Consider the following 14,222-nt stretch of genomic DNA (forward strand, 5'->3'; position numbering starts at 1 on the left):
CCCGGGGTCTCGGTCGGGGGAATCGTGAAGACGGCGATGACGAACGGTCTCGGCCTGGTGAGCGTGGGAGCGGTGGTGGCCGTGCCGGCGGCGCCACGCTGTTCGCCCGGCTCGCGGGCGCGTTCCGACGGGCGCCGCGGCCGTACGGGCGCGGGCCGCGGCGCAGGCGGCGGGACAGCGCGCATCCCGCCGGTGTGCTCCCCCGTCCGGTCCCTCAGATGCGGTCCACCGCGACCGCGGTGTACGTCGTGGTCGGCAGCGGCGGGTCCACGTCGAAGCGGGCGTTGGGCAGGTAGATGCGGTCGCCGCAGGCGGCGGCCGTGGTCGGTGTCCGAAAGCGCGGGTCGGTGATCCGGGCGACGGCCCGGCCGAACGTACCGGGGCGGTTCAGCCGCAGGACGTCCACGGCGTTCTGCGTCTGCTGCACGACGTACAGGTCCCGGTCCAGGAGCAGCAGCCCGTCGCCGTTCACGAGCGGCGGGCCGCTGTGCGTCACCTTGCGGGCGTTCCCGGTGCGCGGGTCGACCCGGAAGAGCGCGCCCGCGTAGGCGTTGACGACGAGCAGTGCCGTGCCGTCCGGGGTGCGTTCGATGCCGTTCGCGCTGAATTCCGGGCCCTGCACCCACTCCCCGGTCAGCGGGAGGGTACGCAGGCCGTCGGGGCCGGGCAGTTCGCCGTGCCTGCCGAGGGGCAGGACGTGGAGCTGGGCGCGGAAGGAGTCGGTGAAGTAGGCGGCGTCGGGAGTGAGGATGACGTCGTTGACGAAGTTCTGCCCGTCGCCGGCCGGGTAGGTGGCCAGGACGGCGCCGTCGCGGGTGTCGATGACGCGGAGCGTGCCCGGGCCGCCCGCGACGAACAGCCGGCCCCGGGCGTCGGTCTTCAGGCCGACGGCCTGCCGGCCCGTACCGAGGCTGCCGGTGATCAGCCTGCCCCGACCGGTGACCAGGTCGGCGCGGTAGACCGAGGCGTCGGCCAGGGAGCCGAAGTACGCGTACGGGCCCGGGCCGATCGCGATGCCCTCGGGCCGGAACCCGTCGGGCAGGGCAATCGTGGTGGGCCGGCCGCCGGCCGCGTGGGCCGGTGCGGTCAGAGGGCCGAGTGCGGTGCCGGCGGCCAGTGCCGTACCGGTGGCGAGGAGTCTTCGGCGGGACAGGGAACGTGGCATGGTGCGCGTCCTTCCTGCGGGGACCGAGGGGCCTGTGACCACTCAGCCCAGCACACCCCGGCGCCTGCCGTCCGCCGCACCGGCACGTCTTCACAAGCGAATCGGGGCGCTCCCTCGTGGAACGGGCCTCGGGCGCCGCCTCGTGAAGCGGACATGGGCGCCCTCTCGGGAAACGCATCGGGGCGTTCCCTCGCGCGAGGGAACGCCCCGGGGGACGGCGGGCGTGGCGGACCGTTTCGCCCGCGGCCCGTCAGAGGGTCACAGAGCCACGCCGAGCAGCGCGTCCACGGAGCGCGACACGAGGCCGGGCGCGCCCTCGTCGCTGCCTCCGTCCGCCTCCTGAGCGGCGGCCCAGCGGTCGACCGCGGCGAGCGCGGCCGGCGAGTCCAGGTCGTCCGCCAGCGCCGTACGGATCTCCTCCAGCAGCGCGTCGGCCGACGGCCCGTCCGGGCGGGAGACCGCGGCACGCCAGCGCGCCAGCCGCTCGACGGCCTCTTCCAGGACCGCGTCCGTCCACTCCCAGTCGGACCGGTAGTGGTGCGCGAGCAGGGCCAGGCGGATCGCCGCCGGGTCCGTGCCGTCGCGCCGCACCGTGGAGACGAAGACCAGGTTGCCCTTGGACTTCGACATCTTCTCGCCGTTCAGGCCGACCATGCCGGCGTGCACGTACGCCTGGGCGAAGGGGTGCTCGCCGGTCAGCGCCTGGGCGTGCGAGGCACCCATCTCGTGGTGCGGGAAGGCGAGGTCGGAGCCGCCGCCCTGCACGTCGAAGCCCATGCCGAGGTGCTGCAGGGCGATGGCCACACACTCGATGTGCCAGCCCGGGCGGCCGCGGCCGAGCGAGCCGCCGTCCCAGCTGGGCTCGCCGTCGCGGGCGGCCATCCACAGCATCGGGTCGAGCGGGTTCTTCTTGCCGGGGCGCTCCGGGTCGCCGCCGCGCTCGGCGGACAGCACCCGCATCGCCTCGGCGTCGAGCCGGGAGACCTCGCCGAAGTGGCGGTCGGCCTCGACGGAGAAGTAGATGTCGCCTTCGAGTTCGTAGGCGGCGCCGTTGTCGCGCAGCCGCTCGACCATCGGGACGATCCACGGTATGGCCTCGACGGCGCCGATGTACTCGCGCGGCGGGAGCATCCGCAGGGCCGTCATGTCCTCGCGGAACAGGGCGGTCTCGCGTTCGGCGAGCGCGGTCCAGTCGTCGCCGGTGGCCAGGGCCCGCTCCAGGAGGGGGTCGTCGACGTCGGTGACGTTCTGCACGTAGTGCACTTGGCGCTTCGTGTCGAGCCACACGCGCTGGACCAGGTCGAACGCGTTGTAGGTCGCCGCGTGCCCCATGTGGGTGGCGTCGTACGGCGTGATGCCGCAGACGTAGATACGGGCGACGGGACCGGGGGCGAGGGTCACCCGTCCGCCGGTCGCGGTGTCGTGGATCCTCAGGTCGCGGCCCTGGCCGGGCAGGGCGGGGACCTCAGAAGCGGGCCATGCATGCATGCCTTGAGCGTAACCGGATGCACGTTCCGCATACGAACCGGATCTCGGATCTTGGCCGAGAAAGCCCTCTTGTGCCGAGCGGCGACCTGTGCTTGCCGGGCTGCTGCCGGTGCCCGTACCGGGCGACGGGCCTGCCACGACGTACCGCGGCGGACTCCAGAGCCTCCCCGCGGCCGCCTTCCGGCGAGGCCGAGGGCTCCCGCCGTCGCGTCTCAGACCGGCGGCCAGGGGATCGGCGGCCAGTCGCCGCCCGGCTGCGGATGCACTCCGGTGCGCAACAGGTCCGCCACGCGGGCGCGGAGCGCCGCCAGCTCGGCGGCGGTGATCAGTTCGGCCAGCCGGGCGGCGAGGGGAGCGCCTGCCGCCAGCTCCGTGGCGAGCCGCGCCAGGACCTCGCGGGCCTCCTCGGTCAGTGGTTCACCGGCCCAGCCCCACAGGAGCGTGCGCAGTTTGTCCTCGGCGTTGAAGGTCACGCCGTGGTCGATGGCGTAGAGCCGGCCGCCCTCGGCGGGCAGCAGGTGGCCGCCCTTGCGGTCGCCGTTGTTGATGACGGCGTCCAGGACCGCCAGGCGCCGCAGCCGCTCGTCGTCGGCGTGTACCAGAAGGGCCGTACGTCCTTCGCCGACCTCGGCGAAACCCACCGGTTTCCAGCCGGGCCCCGGCTCCTCCCCCTCGACCAGCGCCAGCAGCTCCGCGCCATCGGGCGCCGCCTCGATCCACTCCTGGACCATGCCCTGCCCGTACGGGCCGTCGCGCAGCACGGTGGTGGGGACCAGGTCCCAGCCGGTGGCCCGGGACAGCTCGTACGCGGCGACCTCGCGCTGGGCGAGCGTGCCGTCGGGGAAGTCCCACAGCGGGCGCTCGCCGGCGACGGGCTTGTAGACGCAGGTGCCGCTGACGCCGTCGTGGGTGACCGTGCAGTACAGGACGGCGTTGGACGCCGCACGGACCTGTCCGCGTACGGTCAACTCGCCGTGCGTGAGGGCGTCAGCGGTCAGCCGTCCAGCGGCCCGGGCGGATATCCCGCCGTTGCCGTTGCCGTCGCGGCTCCCGCCGTCAACGCCGCTGCCGGTCCCGCCGCCGTCGGCCTGCCCGTCCGGGCCGTCACCCGTAGAGCCGTCCGCCACCTGCCCGGCCCGTCCGCCGCCGGCCGCCACCGTCTCCTCCCCCGGCATCACGCGTCCCGCCGGTATCCGTTCTGACGCGGGCATACGTGTCCTTCCGGGTCGAGCGGCAGGCTGCACAGCGGGCAGGGCGGGCGCCCCGCGTTGACGACCTCCAGGGCCCGCTTGGCGAAGGAGCGGGCCATCGTGCCGGTCAGGCGCACCCGCAGCATCGGCGGGCCGTTCTCGTCGTCCTGGAGCAGCCGCTCCTCGGCCTCGGCGAGGTCCTCGTCCGTGTCGGCCTCCAGCTCGACCAGCGCCTGGGCCTCGATGATCATGCGCTGTTCGTCGCCGTCCCAGGCGAGCGCCATCGTGCCGACCCGGAACTCCTCCTCGACCGGCGACTCCAGCGGCGCGGTGTCGGCCACCTCGGCGGGGGCCACCGCGGGGACGGGCGCGTTGCCGCCGCTGCGGCGCACCACCTCGTCCAGCAACTCGTCGATACGCTCGGCCAGCGCCGCGACCTGGGTCTTCTCCAGGGCGACACTGGTGGTGCGGCCGGAAGCCGTCGCCTGGAGGAAGAAGCTACGGCGGCCAGGCAGCCCGACCGTACCGGCCACGAAGCGGTCCGGCGCGTCGTAGAAGAACACCTGACGGGACAACGTCCTGCTCCGATTGCTCGACTGCGGGGTCTGTGCGGTCGCTGCGGTTCCTGTGGGTGTGGCTTCCGGGTACGGAACGCAGGAGGTGTGGCAGGCAGCGCCGTCGCACCACCCTACTGCGCCCGCTGATCACGGCCCGCCCGCGCCACCGCCGACGGCCGCGTCCCGGTCGTCCGCCGCCGTACTGCCGTCGGCCCGCGGCGCCAGCCCGCCGAAGTGGCCGGTGTCGCCGAGGCGTACGACGTAGGGCCGCAGCCGGGTGTAGCGGATCGCGGTCAGCGAACAGGGTTCGACCGAGATCCGCTGGAAGAGGTCGAAGTGCAGGCCGAGGGCGTCCGCGACCAGGGACTTGATGATGTCGCCGTGCGAGCACATCACGTAGACCGCTTCGGGGCCGTGCTCGGCCTCGATCCGGGCGTTCCAGTCGCGCACCGCGTCCACGGCGCGGGCCTGCATGGCACGCATGGACTCTCCGCCGGGGAAGGCGGCGGCGGACGGGTGCTGCTGGACGACCTCCATCAGCGGCTCGTCGTTGAGTTCGGCGAGCTTGCGGCCCGACCAGTCGCCGTAGTCGCACTCGTTGACGCGGTCCTCGGTGTGCAGCGGCACATCGGGCCGGGCGTCCAGGAGGGGCCGCAGGGTCTCCAGGCAGCGCTCCAGCGGGCTGCTGACGGCGGCGGCGAGCGGCAGGTCCGCGAGGCGGCCGGGGAGCGCGGCGGCCTGCGCGGCGCCCCGCTCGTCGAGGGCCACTCCGGGCGTCCGCCCGGCGAGCAGACCGGACGTGTTGGCGGTGGAGCGGCCGTGCCGCACCAGGATCAGCGTGGGCATGGCAGCCAGCCTACGTTCTCGTGGTGGCGGGGCCGGACGCGGGACCGGGGCGGTGATCCACGGGCGCCGCGCGTCCCCGCCCTGCGCTCCTGGCACGACGCGGCACGGCGAGTGACAATTCCCCGTGTGATCGTCGACTGCGCCATTTACCAGGACGGCCGCCGCACCGAAGGGCCGGAGGACTTCTCCGACGCCCTCGACGCGGCGCGCGCCGAAGGTCACTCGTTCCTGTGGCTCGGGCTGCACGAGCCCACCCCGGAGGAGTTCGACCATGTCAGCAGGGAGTTCGGGCTGCACCCGCTCGCCGTGGAGGACGCCCTCAAGGCGCACCAGCGGCCGAAACTGGAGGTTTACGACGACTCGCTGTTCGTCGTGCTCAAGCCGGTCTCCTACGACGACGCGGCGGGCGCCGTCTCCGCCAGCGAGCTGATGATCTTCCTCGGGGACTCCTTCGTCGTGGTCGTCCGGCACGGCGCGGCCAGCCCGCTCGCCGCCGTACGCCGGCGTCTGGAGCACGAGCCGGACGTCCTGCGGCACGGCCCCACCGCCGTGCTGTACGCGGTCAGCGACGCGGTCGTCGACCACTACATCGAGGTGGCCACCGAACTCCAGGTGGACCTGGAGGAGTTGGAGGCGGAGGTGTTCGCGCCGTCCCGGTCGGACACCGGCAACACCGCCGCCGCGATCTACGCGTTCAAGCGCGAGGTGCTGGAGTTCCGGCGGGCCACCAACCCGCTGGTGGAGCCGATGCTGCGGCTGCAGAACCCCGGGGTGCCCTTCGTGCACGACGAGGCCCGGCCGTTCTTCCGGGACGTCGGCGACCACCTCACCCGCGCCAACGAGTCCGTCGAGGGCCTGGACCGGCTGCTGTCGGACATTCTCAGTGCCCACCTGGCGCAGATGGGCGTGCGCCAGAACGACGACATGCGCAAGATCTCCGCCTGGGCGGCCCTGGCGGCCGTACCGACGCTGATCGCGGGTGTCTACGGCATGAACTTCGAGCACATGCCCGAGCTGAAGTGGTCCTGGGGCTACTACGGCCTCCTGGCCCTGATGGCGACCATCGAGCTGCTGCTGTACCGCCTGTTCAAACGGCGCGGCTGGCTGTGAGGGCCGGTACGGCGCATCCCGCGGACGCGTCTCGGACGGGTTCGGGCGCCGCTGCGGCCGGGCCGCCCAGCGCGTCGCGCCGCTCCGGGAGGCGCAGCGTGACCATCCGGCGCCGGCCGGCGAGCCGTTCGCAGACGTGGACCGCGCGGATGCCGGCGGCGAGGAGAACGGCCTTCGGGCGCGGCCGGCCCAGGGTGTGCCCCGTACGGTCCGTCACGGACAGGCTCACGTCCCCGTGGACCGAGGGGCAGATGACGGTGTCCTGCTCGGTGAGCGGCTCGTCGCGGCGCAGCTTGTCGTGCGCCAGGCCGATGCCCCGGCGCTCCAGGAGGGCGGTGTGGCCGGTGGCCCCGGGGGCGGGACCGGGTCCGGGCCGCGCTTGCGCAGCAGGGCGTCGAACCGCCGGCCGTGCTTGTCCTCGTCGGCGCCGAGCCGGGCGACCTCGGGGGCCAGGGCGCGCAGCGAGCCGGGGACCGGGGCGGCGATCCGGCCGTTCTCCCAGCCGCCCTGTGCCTCGCCGCCGGCCGCGACGGAGCACCGCGGCGTAACCACGCGGGCCGTCCCGGCGTTGTGGGGGTGACGGCCGTGGCGGGGAAGACCCCCGAGCCCCCACCACGGCCGCAGGCTTGCCCGGGGCCGGAGCCCGGCCCGCTTCTTCCGCCGCCCCGGCTCCCCCCGTCCGGACTCGCCTCCGCCGCTGCGCCCTACGCGAGCCCCGCCCGCTCCAGGGCCTCGGTGCCCGCCCGCAGCGAGGCGATCCGCTCCTCCAGCGTGAAGCCGGCGGGCGCCAGCGTCAGCGTGGTCACACCGGCCGCCGCGTACGCCTGCATCCGGTCCGCGATGCGCTCGACGGAGCCCAGCAGCGTGGTCTGGTCGATCAGCCGCTGCGGGATCGCGGCCGCCGCGCCCTCCTTGTCGCCGGACAGGTACTTGTCCTGGATCTCGGCGGCCTCCTTCTCGTAGCCCATGCGCTGGGCGAGCTGGTTGTAGAAGTTCTGCTTGCGGCTGCCCATGCCGCCCACGTACAGCGCCGTGTAGGGGCGGAAGGCGTCGGCGAGCGCACTGACGTCCTTGTCCTCGCCGACCGCCAGCGGCAGCGTCGGGCAGACGTCGAAGCCCTCCAGGGTCTTGCCCGCCTTCTCCCGGCCGGCCCGGAGGTGCGTGATCGCCGTCTCCTCCAGGTGGTCGGCGGAGGGGAAGATCAGCAGTGCGCCGTCGGCGATCTCGCCGGTCTGGGTGAGGTTCTTCGGGCCGATCGCGGCGATGTAGAGCGGGATGTGCTCGCGCTGCGGGTGCACGGTCAGCTTCAGCGGCTTGCCGGGGCCGCCGGGCAGCGGCAGCGTCCAGTGCTGCCCCTCGTAGGACAGCCGCTCACGCGTCATCGCCTTGCGGACGATCTCGACGTACTCACGGGTGCGGGCCAGCGGCTTGTCGAACTTCACGCCGTACCAGCCCTCGGAGACCTGCGGCCCGGAGACGCCCAGGCCCAGGCGGAAGCGGCCACCGGACAGCGAGTCGAGGGTGGCGGCCGTCATCGCGGTCATCGCGGGCGTACGGGCCGGGATCTGGAAGATCGCCGAGCCGACGTCGATGCGCTCGGTCCGCGAGGCGACCCAGGAGAGCACGGTGGGGGCGTCGGAGCCGTACGCCTCGGCCGCCCAGCACACCGCGTAGCCGAGCCGGTCGGCCTCCTGCGCGACGGCCAGATTGTCCGCGTCCATCCCGGCGCCCCAGTAGCCGAGGTTGATCCCGAGCTTCATACCGCTCCCCTTACTGATCAGTAACGTCGGTGTTCCGGGGACTCTAGCGCGGGGTGGCGCCGGGCGTCACCGGCCGGCCGCCCGACGCGGCGGGCCGCCGGGTCGTCCACAGGCCGGCGGCGCACCGGCCGGCGGTTGTCCACAGGGTCCCCTGGCCCGGGCGACGGGCCAGTAATCTCAAGGCCCATGGAGCAAAGGCACCTCGGCCGTACGGGCCTGCGCGTGTCCCGTCTCGGCCTCGGCACCCTGACCTGGGCCAGGGACACCGACGAGCACGACGCCGCCGAGCAGCTCAAGGCGTTCTGGGAGGCCGGCGGCACCCTCGTGGACACGGCGGACGTGTACGCGGACGGCGGCGCCGAGTACCTGCTGGGCCGGCTCTGCGAGGGGCTGGTGCCGCGCCGGGACCTGGTCATCGCCACGAAGGCGGGCAGCGTCCTGGACGCGGACCGCCGCGTCGACGGCTCCCGCCGCCACCTGCTGGACGCGCTGGACGCCTCGCTGGAACGTCTCGGCACGGACTACGTCGACCTCTGGCAGCTGCACGCCTTCGACCCGCACACCCCGCTGGAGGAGACCCTCCAGGCGCTCGACATCGCCGTGGCCACCGGCCGCGCGCGCTATGTCGGCGTCTCGAACTTCTCCGGCTGGCAGCTGGCCAAGGCCGCGACCTGGCAGCTGTCCGCCCCGACCATACGGACGCGCCTGGCCGGCACCCAGATGGAGTACTCCCTCCTGCAGCGTGGCATCGAGCGGGAGCTGCTGCCCGCCGCGCGCGATCTGGGCGTCGGCCTGCTGCCCTCGTCGCCGCTGGGCCGCGGGGTGCTCACCGGCAAGTACCGGCACGCCACCCCGGCCGACTCGCGCGGCGCCTCGGAACAGCTCGCGCCGTTCGTCGCCCCCTACCTGGACGACACGGCGGGCCGGATCGTCGAGGCGGTCACCACGGCCGCCGACGGGCTCGCCGTCACCGCGCTTCAGGTGGCCCTCGCGTGGGTGCGCGACCGGCCCGGAGTCACCGCCCCGGTGGTCGGCGCACGCACGGCGCAGCAGCTCAGAGCGGCATTGTCAGTGGAGACCCTTAGTCTTCCTGACGAGATCTGCCGGGCCCTGGACGACATCTCGGCCCCGGTGCACCACTACCCCGACCACGACTGGAGCACGCTGTGAGTACCGACCGTCTCTCCGACGAGGCCGCGCCCGAACCCACCGCGCCCGGCCCGGAGACCGCCCCCGGGGAGACGGCCACGACGGTCACCCCGGAGGCAGCCGGGACGGGTGGTGTGCCTGGGGGCGCGGCGGATGCCGGAGGTGTGGAAGCTGTGACGGAAGCCGGGGCCTCGGGTGGGCCCACGGAGGACCCGGAGCGGGCGGCGGTGGGTACGGACGGGGACCGTACGGCGGCGGACGCGGACGCAGATCGAACGGCGGCGGAAGCGCCCGCCGACGCGAGCGTTGCCGCCGCCACGGAAAGCTCCACCACTCCCGGCAACGCCACCACCCCGGACAGCGCCGCCACGTCGAACGGCGCCCCGAACGCCACGCCCGACACCGCCCCTGCCGCCGGGCGCGCCGGCGCGCCCAGTGCCGCCGCGCTGGCGGCAGCCGTGCGGGCCGTGGAGAGCGGGGAGCGGTCGGCGGACTCGTTCTTCACCGAGCGGTCGTCCCGGTCGGGCGGCGCCGGATCGGCAGCGGGCGCCCGGAAGCAGAGCGGCGTGCCGGGCCCGGCAGCCGGCGTCCAGGAGCGCGGTGGCCCGGCGGGCGCCTCGCCGCAGGTCGCCCCCGCGCCCGGTCAGCCCACCGGCGCGCCCGCCCAGGGCAGTGCCCCCGGCCACACCCGCCCGGCCTTGAGCGGTGACAGCGGCAGCCGCCCCGCTCCCGCCGCGCACACGGCGGCCCATCCGGCCACGACGGCGGACCTCGCCCCCGGCCTCGACGGCGTACGGCAGGTGCTGGCGGCGGGCGGCGCCCCGGAGGCGCTGGCCGCGAAGACCGCCGAGACGCTCGGCGAGCGCGCGGCGGAGGCGCTGCGCGAGGACCCGTGGCAGCTGCTCTCCGTACCGGGCGTCCGCCCCGAGCAGGCCGACGGCTTCGCACGGGCGCTGCTCGGCCCGGCCTGTGAGCCGGACGACGCCCGCCGTGCGCAGGCCCTGGTCGGCTGGCTGCTGGAGCAGGCCGCCCTGGCGGGGCACTCCGCGCTGGAGGCGCCCGCGCTGCGCGCCGCGCTCGCCCAGCGTTCCGTGCCGGACCCGGACGAGGCCCTGCAGACGGCCATCGCCGAGGGGGCCGTGCTGGTCTTCCAGGACGCCGTCGAGACGCCCGGCGCGGCCCGTCCGGCGGCCGGCGACGAGGACGAGGAGCAGCCGGTCCGGGTCCTGCTCGGGCTCGACCGGTTCGCCATGGCCGAGGAGAGCGTCGCGGACGGCCTGGCACGGCTGCTCAACACCTTCGAGGAGCCCGCCGACACGGACGGCGCCTCCGCGCACGACATCTCCGCGCACGATGAACAGGCCGCTGACAGCGCGCCGGAGGACGCCCCCTCGGAGCCGTCCGACGGCATGCAGGGCGACGGCATGCAGGGCGATGCCATGCCCGTACGGGCCGTACGGCAGCCCTCCGCCGCCGCGTGGGAAGCCGCCGCCGCGGCCGCCCCCTCCCCCTCCGCCGCGGAGCTGGTGCGCGCCGCGGCCCGCAGCGGCCTGGTCGCGCACACCGGCGCCGAGGCCGCCCGCGCCGAGCCCGCCGCGCTGATCGCCGCGGCCCGCGCGCTCGGCCTGCGGGCGTGCGGCGCCACGCACACCCCGGACGGCCGCGACCGGCTGGCCCGGCACCTCGCCGAGGCCGCCGCCGCGTACACCGGCCCGGCCGCCGCGCCCGCCCCCGGCGACGCCGTTGAGGCCGCCGTCACGCTCTCCGGGCTGCTGGCCGGCCGCGAAGGACCGGGCCGGGACGCGGACGGCGCGCTCGCCCTGGACCTCCTCGTCGTCCTGGACGCGCCCCAACTGGACCTCGAAACCGCCGCGATGCTCGTGGAGTCGCTGACCGACGGCGCCCGGCTGGTGCTCAGCGGCGACCCCGGCATGCTGTGGTCGGCCGGCCCCGGCCGGCTCTTCGCGGACGTCCTGGCCGCCCGCTGCTGCCCCCAGGTCGCCTCCCGCACCCCGGACTTCGGGCCGGTCGGCGAGCTGGTCTCGGGCATCGGCATCGGCGAACTGAACCAGGTCGAGGCGCCCGGCAAGGAAGTGGTGATCGTCCCGGCGCGCGACCCGGGCGAGGCGGTGCACCGCACCGTCCAGCTCGTCGCCGACTCGGTGCCCCGGGCGATCGGTGTGCCCGCCGAGCAGACGCAGGTCGTCACCGTCGGCCACGGCGGCGCCGCGGGCACCCGCGCGCTGAACGCGGCCCTCAAGGAGCGGCTCAACCCCGGCCCCGGCCGGTTCGGCGGCTTCGACCCGGGCGACCGCGTCGCCTACTCGCCCGTCCCCGGCCGTACGGTCACCGGCAGGGTCACCGGCGCCGACGCGGCCGGGCTGCACCTGGACTGCGCCGGCTCCCCCGTGGTCGTACCGCGTGAGCGGGTGAGCCCGGAGACGGTCCGGCACGGCTGGGCCGTCACCGCCCACCAGGCGGTCGGCTCGCGCTGGCCGGCCGTGGTGGCCGTGCTGCCGGGCGACGCCGCGAAGGGGCTCACCCGTTCCTGGGTCTACACCGCCTTCAGCCGCGCCGAGCGCCACCTGTCCGTCGTGCAGGGCGTGGACCAGGCGCTGCCGCGCGCGGTAGCGGAGGTTCCGGCGAAGGAGCGCACCACCCGCCTGCGGACGCTGCTCCAGCTGCACACGGTCCAGGCCACGGCGGACGCCCTGGCCGGCTGACCCTCTGCTGCCCGGTGCCGGGACGGCGCACGCCGAAGCGCCGCCCCGGTACCGTCACACCTCCGCCCGGAGGGGCGGCCGGTACGTCCTACCGCTCCCCGTCGAGCGGCTCCAGTACGTCGTCGTCATCGGCGTCGGCGCCCAGGTCCTCGTCGAAGACGGAGCTGACGTCGAAGCGGCACACCACCCGCTGCGGGTCGGTCTGGTCGAACGGCGCGGACAGCCACTCCCCCGGCTCCGGCGTCTCGTCGGCGGCGACCACCCACAGGGTGGAGTCGCCCTCCTCCAGGCCGAACTCCTTGTGCCGGGTGGCGATCTCGTCCGGTTCGAACTCCCCGAAGAGCACGCCCAGCGCCGCGTGCACGCTGCTGCCGACCACGCCGGCCACCGAACCCGTACCGCCGTTGACCGCTCTGGCCTCCGCCGCGGCGTCGACGGCCGACTCGGGGTCGAGGTCGGCGATCCGCTGGGCCTGCGACAGCAGCCGCTGTGGTTCGACCACCGCGTAGTCGCGCCGGATCAGCACGCTCAGCGCGCTGGGTTCCTCCGGGCCCGCGTAGGCGGGCAGCGTGTCGTTCCCGGGGATCTCGAAGGGGGTGACCTCGTCATAGGTGTCGTACAGCAGCTCGTCGTACGCCTCGGCCGCCGCGGCGAGTTCGTCGAACGCGGCGTAGACGGCGGGGTCGTCCTGGCCCGAGCGGTGTTCGACCGCGTCGAGGTGACGGTCCAGCGCGGCTTTGACCGCCTCGGCGGCGGCACGTACCTCGACAGCGGAAGGCTGCGCAGCATCAGACATAGTGCAGACGCTATCCGTACCGGGGCGGGTCCCGCACAATAGATGCGATGCCGGAATACGAATTCTGCGATGTGTATGTGCCGCGAGGGGTCTCCCGCAAGGCCGCCACACGCCTGCTGACCGACCATGCCGAGTACGGACACTGGGAGTTGGACCGCCTGCGCCTCAACCCTGACGGCAGCCGCCGCGTGCGGCTGCGCCGCCGCATCATCCGCCAGATCCGGGCAACCTGGTGAACGGCCGCCGCGGCACGGGCCGGGTGACCGGCCACGGGCTCCCCGGCCGCGTACGAGCCCGTGCACGACGGGCCGATGAGCGCCAGGCCGGACGGGCCGGACAGGCCACCGACCGACAGTCCCGCATACGGCAGAGCGGGCCCCGCCGGCGCGGGGCCCGCTCCGTCGTACCGGCCTGACGACGCGGCCGGGCCGGTGGACGGCCGCCATCGCCGGCGCCCGAACGGTACGCGGGCCGGTCCCGGGCGGTACGCCCGCGGGCGGTCAGGCCCGTGCGGAACGCGCGCGGCGGTAGAGCACCGCACCGCCGATCAGCAGGCCCGCACTCGCCGGCAGCGCGATGCCGAGCGCTCCCGCACCGGTCTGGGCGAGATGCTCCGCCGCGCTCTCGGTGCCCTCGGACGGGGTGACGATCTGCGTACGCGGCGCCGACTCCTCCTTCCGGAGCTGCGGTGCCCGCTCCTGTACTGCGCCCGCGGTGTCCGTCGTGTGCGGCCGGTGCCCCGGGGCGGCCGGGCCGGCCGGTTCGCCCGCGCGGTCCTCGGCCGGGGAGGCGGGGCCGCCCGGGGCCCGCGGGTTCGGCCGGCCGTCGGACGGCCGCGGGTCCTGCCCGGCCGGGATGCCCGGCGAGGAGCCGTGGTCGGTGCCGGTGCCGGTGCCGTCCCCGGTACTGCTGCCGTTGCCCGCGCAGCCGTTGGCGTTGACGGGGTTGCCGAGTCCGACGACCGACACCGAGTTGCCGCAGGCGTTGACGGGCGCGTGGACCGGCGCCTGCACCTGGTTGCCCGAGCCGACGCCGGGCGATCCCTGCGCCGAGCCCTGCGCGCCGGCCCCGCCGCCGCCGTGCCCGTTCCTGCCGTGGCTCCGGTCGCCGCGGGAGCCGCCGTCGTTGTCGCAGCGGTTTCCCATGGCGGGATTCAGCAGCCCGACGACATTCGCGGAATTCCCGCAGGCTTGCACCGGGATGTTCACGGGAACTTGGGCGGCATTGCCGGCCAACACCCCTGGTGAATGCGCCGCATTCCCCTGCGCACCGGAATCCGCGTGCGCGTAGCTGCCCGCGACGGCCAGTACGCCGCTCGCTGCCGCCACCGTGATCAGGCCCTTTTTCGCGACCTGTCGCATTGGTTCGCTCCCCTGCCTCTGACCTACCGAATGACCCGCGGTACATCGCACGTCCACGGGCCGGAACAACCGTCGGC

The 14,222-nt window shown here is 74.8% G+C and carries 12 protein-coding genes and 1 pseudogene; 4 read left to right on the forward strand and 9 right to left on the reverse strand.

Annotated elements, in window-relative coordinates:
• Window positions 1-214: 214 nt before the first annotated feature.
• The 5 genes from ACZ4Z1_RS02500 to ACZ4Z1_RS02520 form a co-directional block, all read right to left on the reverse strand.
• On the reverse strand, window positions 215-1,165 hold the full coding sequence (locus tag ACZ4Z1_RS02500) for an NHL repeat-containing protein (RefSeq protein WP_468484704.1): 951 nt from the start codon (window positions 1,163-1,165) through the stop codon (window positions 215-217).
• Between the two features lie 258 nt (window positions 1,166-1,423).
• Window positions 1,424-2,653, reverse strand: coding sequence for a cysteine--1-D-myo-inosityl 2-amino-2-deoxy-alpha-D-glucopyranoside ligase (gene mshC, locus ACZ4Z1_RS02505; RefSeq protein WP_468484705.1), 1,230 nt, complete (start codon window positions 2,651-2,653; stop codon window positions 1,424-1,426).
• 212 nt (window positions 2,654-2,865) lie between these two features.
• Entirely contained in the window at window positions 2,866-3,864 is a 999-nt protein-coding gene (locus ACZ4Z1_RS02510; RefSeq protein ID WP_468484706.1) for an SCO1664 family protein, read from the reverse strand.
• Window positions 3,828-4,418, reverse strand: coding sequence for a DUF3090 domain-containing protein (locus ACZ4Z1_RS02515; RefSeq protein ID WP_468484707.1), 591 nt, complete (start codon window positions 4,416-4,418; stop codon window positions 3,828-3,830). The genes ACZ4Z1_RS02510 and ACZ4Z1_RS02515 overlap by 37 nt, the downstream gene beginning before the upstream one ends.
• Before the next feature lie 129 nt (window positions 4,419-4,547).
• Complete coding sequence (locus ACZ4Z1_RS02520; RefSeq protein WP_468484708.1) at window positions 4,548-5,246, reverse strand: histidine phosphatase family protein; 699 nt, start codon at window positions 5,244-5,246, stop codon at window positions 4,548-4,550.
• Window positions 5,247-5,363: 117 nt separating this feature from the next.
• Between ACZ4Z1_RS02520 and corA the strand changes: the two genes are divergently transcribed.
• Window positions 5,364-6,356: a magnesium/cobalt transporter CorA gene (gene corA, locus ACZ4Z1_RS02525; protein ID WP_468484860.1), complete on the forward strand. Its 993-nt coding sequence runs from the start codon at window positions 5,364-5,366 to the stop codon at window positions 6,354-6,356.
• Here the strand turns inward: corA and ACZ4Z1_RS02530 are convergent.
• Window positions 6,334-6,893: pseudogene (locus ACZ4Z1_RS02530) on the reverse strand (hypothetical protein); the annotation flags it as partial. The gene corA and the pseudogene ACZ4Z1_RS02530 sit on opposite strands and share 23 nt — an antisense overlap.
• A 167-nt stretch (window positions 6,894-7,060) precedes the next feature.
• On the reverse strand, window positions 7,061-8,116 hold the full coding sequence (locus ACZ4Z1_RS02535) for an LLM class F420-dependent oxidoreductase (RefSeq protein ID WP_468484709.1): 1,056 nt from the start codon (window positions 8,114-8,116) through the stop codon (window positions 7,061-7,063).
• A gap of 186 nt (window positions 8,117-8,302) precedes the next feature.
• On the opposite strand from ACZ4Z1_RS02535, the gene ACZ4Z1_RS02540 reads away from it, so the two are divergent.
• Together ACZ4Z1_RS02540 and ACZ4Z1_RS02545 are read left to right on the forward strand one after the other, a co-directional pair.
• Window positions 8,303-9,286 carry an aldo/keto reductase gene (locus tag ACZ4Z1_RS02540; protein ID WP_468484710.1) on the forward strand — a complete coding sequence of 328 codons (984 nt, stop codon included), beginning with the start codon at window positions 8,303-8,305 and terminating at the stop codon, window positions 9,284-9,286.
• On the forward strand, window positions 9,283-11,988 hold the full coding sequence (locus ACZ4Z1_RS02545; protein ID WP_468484711.1) for a helix-hairpin-helix domain-containing protein: 2,706 nt from the start codon (window positions 9,283-9,285) through the stop codon (window positions 11,986-11,988). The genes ACZ4Z1_RS02540 and ACZ4Z1_RS02545 overlap by 4 nt, the downstream gene beginning before the upstream one ends.
• A gap of 88 nt (window positions 11,989-12,076) precedes the next feature.
• On the opposite strand, the gene ACZ4Z1_RS02550 is transcribed toward ACZ4Z1_RS02545, so the two are convergent.
• The gene (locus tag ACZ4Z1_RS02550; protein WP_468484712.1) at window positions 12,077-12,784 is read right to left on the reverse strand and encodes a hypothetical protein; all 708 of its coding nucleotides are present in this window, start codon (window positions 12,782-12,784) and stop codon (window positions 12,077-12,079) included.
• 47 nt (window positions 12,785-12,831) lie between these two features.
• Here ACZ4Z1_RS02550 and ACZ4Z1_RS02555 point away from each other — a divergent pair, with 47 nt between their 5' ends.
• Complete coding sequence (locus ACZ4Z1_RS02555; RefSeq protein WP_003986762.1) at window positions 12,832-13,020, forward strand: DUF5703 family protein; 189 nt, start codon at window positions 12,832-12,834, stop codon at window positions 13,018-13,020.
• A gap of 264 nt (window positions 13,021-13,284) precedes the next feature.
• Here the strand turns inward: ACZ4Z1_RS02555 and ACZ4Z1_RS02560 are convergent, their stop codons facing one another.
• Complete coding sequence (locus tag ACZ4Z1_RS02560) at window positions 13,285-14,145, reverse strand: chaplin (protein WP_468484713.1); 861 nt, start codon at window positions 14,143-14,145, stop codon at window positions 13,285-13,287.
• Between the last annotated feature and the right edge of the window lie 77 nt (window positions 14,146-14,222).

Source organism: Streptomyces sp. NPDC030165 (genome assembly GCF_055573595.1).